This window comes from Bradyrhizobium sp. NAS80.1 (assembly GCF_001908205.1).
Taxonomy (GTDB): Bacteria; Pseudomonadota; Alphaproteobacteria; order Rhizobiales; family Xanthobacteraceae; genus Bradyrhizobium.
The window spans coordinates 1-6,029 of record NZ_LGHL01000102.1 but is presented as its reverse complement, the minus strand read 5'-3'; the positions used below and the strand labels follow the sequence as shown (position 1 = coordinate 6,029).

Here is a 6,029-nt window from a genome sequence, read left to right as displayed (position 1 = left end):
CGGCGGGGCCGGGGCTGCAGGTGGCTTCGGCGGCGGCGGCAGCGGCGCGATCGGCTACGTTCCCGGAGGCTCCGGTGGTTTTGGCGGCGGTGGCGGCGGGATTGGCGGCAACGGATATGGCGGGACCGGCGGGAGCGGTGGATTCGGTGGCGGTGGTGGCGCCGCCGGATACGGGTCTGCGAGCGCCGTGGGCGGCCATGGTGGCTTCGGCGGTGGCGGTGGATCTGGTCCCACCGCAGGCCAAGCCGGATTCGGCGCCGGCGATGGCGGCTCGGCGGGAGGCGGCGGTGGCGCCGCCATGGGCGGCGCTGTCTTTGTCGCCAAGGGCGGCACGCTGACCATCAACGGCAGCGGCAGCGTCACGGGCAACACTGCGACGGGTGGTTCAGGCGCCCACACTGGCTCCGCCTTCGGCTCGGGCTTTTTCGTGCAGGGCTCGGCTTTGGCATTCGGCGCCGGCAACTTCATCCTCTCCGATGTCATCGCCGACCAGAATGGCTCCGGCGGCAGCAGCGCCGCGGACGGCTTTGGCGGCACAGGCGGGCAGAGCTCGATCACCAAGAGCGGCGCGGGTGCGCTGACGCTCTCCGCAGCGAACACCTATAGCGGCGGCACGACCGTCAACGAGGGCTCGACGCTCGTCGTCGGCAGTGCGCAGGCGCTCGGCTCCGGTACGTTGACGCTCAATGGCGGCACGACTGGCGTCACCGTAACGTTCAACGGCAGCTACACGATTGCCAACAACATCGCCGCGACTGGCGATCCCATCTACAACGTCCTCACCGGCAGCACGGTCAACCTGACCGGCGTGCTCTCTGGCTCGGGCGACGTCGTCGTTAATGAAGCGAGCGGCTATGCCGGAACGCTGATCCTCTCCGGCGCCAACACCTATACCGGCCCGACCGTCGTGGATGCCGGCACCCTGCAGGCCGGCTCGACCAGTGCGTTCGGCAGCAACTCGGCAGTCACGATCACTAGTGGCGCCGTGCTCGATCTCGCCGGCTTCTCAAATGCGATCGGCTCGCTCGCCGGCGCCGGCACTGTCACCAACAGCGGCGGCGCGGCCACGCTGACTACCGGCGGCGACAATACCTCGACGGTGTTTTCGGGGACGATCCGTGATGACACGGGATCGCTCACGCTGACCAAGACCGGCACCGGCCTGTTGCTGCTCTCCGGCAACAACACCTATACCGGTGCGACCGCCATCAGCGGCGGCACGCTGCAGGTGGACGGATCGATCGCGTCATCCAGTCTGATAACCGTCCAGGCCGGCGCGGCGCTCAGCGGCAGCGGCACGGTCGGCGCGATGGTCGTCAACAACGGCGCCATCTTTGCGCCGGGCAACGGCACCGCGGGGTCCTCGATCGCGGTCAGCGGCAGCCTCGCACTACAGTCCGGCGCGGTCTATCTGGTCCAGGTCAATCCTTCGACCGCCTCGTTCGCGTCGGTCAGCGGCGCGGCGACGCTGGGCGGTGCCACGGTGGACGCAGTGTTCGCGAGCGGCAGCTACATTTCGAAACGCTACACCATCCTGACCGCGAGTGCCGGGATCAACGGCTCGTTCGGCTCACTGGTCACAACCGGCCTGCCGAGCAGCATCAAGAGCGCAGGCCTGAGCTACGACGCCAACAACGTCTATCTCAATGTCGCCCTGAGCTTTGCGCTTCCGTCCGGCCTCAACGGCAACCAGCAGAGCGTTGCTGGCGCAGTAACGAACTTTTTCAACGCCAATGGCGGTATCGCCGCGGTCTACGCCGGGCTGACGCCGGCCGGGCTGACGCAAGCTTCCGGCGAAGAGGCAACTGGCACGCAGCAGACCACGTTCAGCGCTATGGGTCAGTTCATGGGCCTGCTCACCGATCCAATCGCGCAGCGGGACGGCGGGCCAGGTGCGGCGAGCGCCGCGGCCGGTTTTTCCGAGGAGGATCAGGCCAGCGCCTACGCCGCACGAAAGCGCACCGACGCGTTCGCGATGGTCAGCAAGGCGCCGCCGCAGACCTTTGTGCAGCGCTGGAGTGTGTGGGCCGCGGGTTTTGGCGGTTCGCAGACGACAGACGGCAATGCGGCCACCGGCTCGAACAATGCGACCAGCCGCATCGCTGGCACCGCGGTCGGTGCTGATTATCGACTCTCGCCGACCACGCTGCTCGGTTTCGCGCTGGCTGGCGGCGGTACCAGCTTCGGCGTGAATGGTCTCGGCTCCGGCCGTTCCGACCTGTTCCAGGCTGGCGCGTATCTGCGCCACGCGAACGGTCCGTCGTACATCTCCGCCGCGCTCGCCTATGGCTGGCAGAACGTCACCACCGATCGCACGGTGACGATCGCCGGCACCGATCGTCTGCGCGCCGCGTTCGACACCAATGCGTATTCCGGTCGTATCGAGGGCGGCTATCGCTTCGTCGCGCCCTGGATCGGCGGCGTCGGCTTCACGCCCTACGGCGCGGCGCAGTTCACGACGCTCGATCTGCCGGCCTACGCCGAGCAGGTCATTTCCGGCTCTGCCGCGTTTGCGTTGAGCTATGCTGCGAAAACCGTGACGGACACCCGCAGCGAGCTCGGCCTGCGCGCCGGCAAATCCTTCGCAATGCGGGACGGCGTCCTAACGCTGAGCGGCCGCCTGGCTTGGGCGCACGATTTCAATCCGGATCGATCGATCGCCACCACCTTCCAGGCGCTGCCGGGCGCAAGCTTCGTCGTCAATGGCGCGGCGCAGGCAAGCGATTCCGCGCTCACCACGGCTTCCGTGGAGATGAACTGGTTGAACGGCTGGTCTGCGGCGGCGAGTTTCGAAGGCGAGTTTTCGAACGTCACCCGCAGCTACGCCGGCAAGGGCAGCGTTCGCTACGCCTGGTGAGCGGTCTCACCCCTCCAGCGTGAATCCGACCCGCAGCGTCACCTGGTAGTGGCGCACCGTGCCGTTCTCGATATGGCCACGCGTCTGCACCACCTCGAACCACTTCATCTCGCGAACGGTCTTGGAAGCGCGGCTGACGGCGTTCTTGATCGCGTCGTCGATCGAGGTCTCGGACGATCCAACCAGTTCCAGGATCTTGTAGACATGATCCTTCTCGGCTGTGGCCATGGCGTGTCTCCCCTTGGGCTACGTATGGCCGGATACCGCTCTCGTGAGAACGCGCGTTCGAGAGACGTCCGGTCCTACTCTGAACGGGCACCGGTGCTTCGGGTTCCCTGCTCAGCGATGGCCCGCATGCGCCAGCCGAGGTGGAGCGGGCCGCGTTCGCCTGCTAAGCGCTATCCATGGATTCGGCGCGGCGCGACAGGACGATCGGCTCTCTCTGCCTCTGCGTGACGGCGTTCGGCTGGGCTCTCAACTGGCCGCTGATGAAGCTGTTGCTCCAGCAATGGCCACCGCTGTTTGCGCGCGGGCTTGCCGGCGTCTGCGCCTCGCTCATTCTCGCCACCCTGGCGCTGAGCCGGAAGGAGCCGTTCACCATTCCGCGCGAGGCGATCCCGCGGCTGTTGTTTGCGACCCTCACGAACGTCTTTGCCTGGATGGGGCTCGGCACGGTCGCGATGAAATACGTGACCGTGAGCGAAGGCGCTCTGCTCGCCTACACCATGCCGATCTGGGCAATGCTATTCGCCTGGCCGGTGCTGCACACGCGGCCGACCATGCGGGACGTCTTCGGGCTCGTCCTCGGCGTCTCCGGCGTCGCGCTACTCCTGAGCGGCAACGGCTTTGCGTTCGGCGCCGACAAGCTGCTTGGCATTGTGCTGGCGCTGCTCTGCGCCATCCTGTTCGCGCTCGGCAACGTGCTCAACCGCAAGCCGTTGCCGATGCCGCCGCTGGTCGTCGTTGCCTGGCAGGTCGGGCTCGGCTGCGCCGCGATGCTGATCCTCGGCATCCTGTTCGAGCAACCGAATGTCTCGGCGATCACGCCCGTGGGGCTCGGCTGCTTTGTCTACATGACGCTGGTGCCGATGGGCGTCTGCTACGTCACCTGGTTCGAGACGCAGCGCCGCCTGCCGCCGACTTCGGCCTCGACCGGTATGCTGATCGTTCCCGTGATCGGCGTGATCTCCGCCGCGATCATCCTGGGCGAGCCGCTTGGCCTGCGTGAATGGGGGGCAATGGCGCTCACGCTGGGCGGCGTGACGCTGGCCCTGCAGCGGGCGTAGAGATCCTATTCCGCGGCCTGCGGCAGGACCGGCACAGGCTGCGTCCCGCGCCACAGCAGTCGCAGCAGCAGCACCAGCAGCGCGATCAGTGCGAAGCCGCCGAGCGCGGGCGCAAAATGCTGATTGGGATCGGCCTTCTGCCCGAACTGCACTGCCAGGCGCGCCGACTGCACCAATCCATAGGCTCCGGCGAGCAGGATCAGCCCGTAGATCACGCTGCGCTCGCCCGGGCGCGCCATCCTGGCGAGATCGGGCAGCGTCAGCGCAAGTCCGATCCCGAGCATCGGCAGGTCGTAATCATAGGCATAGGGGCTGATCATCACTGACACCATCGCTGCGATACCCAGCGCGAAGGTGGGCGACAGGCCGCGTGCCACTCCGAGCAGGACCGCGAACAAGGCCAGCCCCGCAACGCTCGCCTGTCCCCAGAAGGCGGCGCTGGCCGGAAAGCCGGCCTTGTACAGCGCCGCATAGGCCGAAATCATGCGAAAGAGCGGATAGAAGCCCTGCTCGAGATAGCTCGCCGATTCCCTGATCGCACCGAGCCATGCGGTCCAGATCTGCCATCCGAACAGGAGCGTGCAGAGCAGCGAACTCGCAAGCACGATGGTCGCAGCCGTTCCAAGCGCAATCCAGCGGCGCGTCGCCAGCAAGTAGAGGCTGACGGCTATCGCAAGGTGCGGCTTGATCACCATGGCGCCAAGTGCGAGGCCGGCGACCAGCTGCCGCCGCTCCACATTGAGGCAAACGAGCCCGATCATCGCCCCCGTGAGAAAGCCGTTCTGCCCGCAGCCGATCGTGATCGCGAAAGCTGGAAACAGGATCACCAGGACTTGCGCGAAATTTGCGCCGGCAATCGCGCGCAGCGTCACGAGATAGACGGCGAGCGTTGCAGTGGTGAAGAGGAGATAGCCGACGCCGACCTGCAGGAATGCGAGCGGTGCGAGCAAGAGGCCGTATTGCGGCGGATAGGTCCAGGGCATGAAGCCGGTCGCGCCACCCGCGGCGTCCATCTGCATTTTCAGCAGCGCCTTGAAATGATAGACTTGGTCGAGATCGCCGAGCCAGATGCGCTGCGCGACGATGTGGAAGGCGTCGAAGTCGGCAAGCTCGCGGTCCGCCCAGCCGCCGAAGCGGGCGAACCACAAGGTCTTTAAGGCGACGATCACGGCCAGTGCGGCGAGTACGAAGCGCACATAGGCGGCTCGCTTGGACGGCGAGAATTGAAGCTGCTCCAGGGTATCGGCGAGCATGGGCGGTGACCTCGAACCGGACCGATCGGCGGCCGGGCGCGCAGGTCCGCAGATCCCTGCCAAACTGCCATTGGAGGTTTAAGGGACAGTAACGAATGCTGAAGGATTTCGAAGGCGGATCCGCACACCCGCATCACGGGGCAGGCCGCCCCTAGCCGGAGGTTACGGCTACCGCGTCATCTTGAAGCATTTTGAATTCGCGCTTCCGCCGAAGCGCCAATAGACATCGTTCCGGCCGTTAACGAGGCGAACAGGCTGCGGAACGTCCTTGCCGCGTCTCTGCCTGTGCTGCGACATAAAAAACTGTCATTGGAACCTGAATACCACAATGGTTTCGGCCCCCAAGGGACGTAAAAGACTGTCACGTGAGACATAAAAGACGGTCATAAAGCCCGCGATGGGACGTAAAAGAGCGTATTAGAATCGCTCGAAACCGCGGCATCACTGCTCCAGGTTGTAGACCGGGTGTCTCAGATTGGGGCGATTTTACTCGATGAGCAGCGAACGGCCGGGTCCGCCGCCCTCCACTGGCGGTGCCGCCTAGCACTACTTTGGCAGAACTTGTTTGTGCAGCGACTTTTCAAGGATTTGTCTTCTGCAGTACGGGCACCGCTGAGCCCGCGGCCGCAGGAT

At 65.7% G+C, this 6,029-nt stretch carries 4 protein-coding genes; 2 read left to right on the top strand and 2 right to left on the bottom strand.

The features are described 5' to 3' along the window. Window positions 1-2,857, top strand: a 2,857-nt coding sequence (locus AC629_RS22615; RefSeq protein WP_084807182.1) for an autotransporter outer membrane beta-barrel domain-containing protein, incomplete at its 5' end; no start/stop codon positions are given. Between the two features lie 6 nt (window positions 2,858-2,863). On the opposite strand, the gene AC629_RS22610 is transcribed toward AC629_RS22615, so the two are convergent. Further along, a complete protein-coding gene (locus tag AC629_RS22610) occupies window positions 2,864-3,085 on the bottom strand; it encodes a dodecin (RefSeq protein ID WP_074122299.1) in 222 nt (73 codons plus the stop codon). Between the two features lie 176 nt (window positions 3,086-3,261). On the opposite strand from AC629_RS22610, the gene AC629_RS22605 reads away from it, so the two are divergent. Next, complete coding sequence (locus tag AC629_RS22605) at window positions 3,262-4,143, top strand: DMT family transporter (RefSeq protein WP_084807181.1); 882 nt, start codon at window positions 3,262-3,264, stop codon at window positions 4,141-4,143. A gap of 5 nt (window positions 4,144-4,148) precedes the next feature. Here AC629_RS22605 and AC629_RS22600 read toward each other — a convergent pair whose 3' ends face one another. Then, the gene (locus AC629_RS22600; protein ID WP_084807180.1) at window positions 4,149-5,396 is read right to left on the bottom strand and encodes a glycosyltransferase family 87 protein; all 1,248 of its coding nucleotides are present in this window, start codon (window positions 5,394-5,396) and stop codon (window positions 4,149-4,151) included. Between the last annotated feature and the right edge of the window lie 633 nt (window positions 5,397-6,029).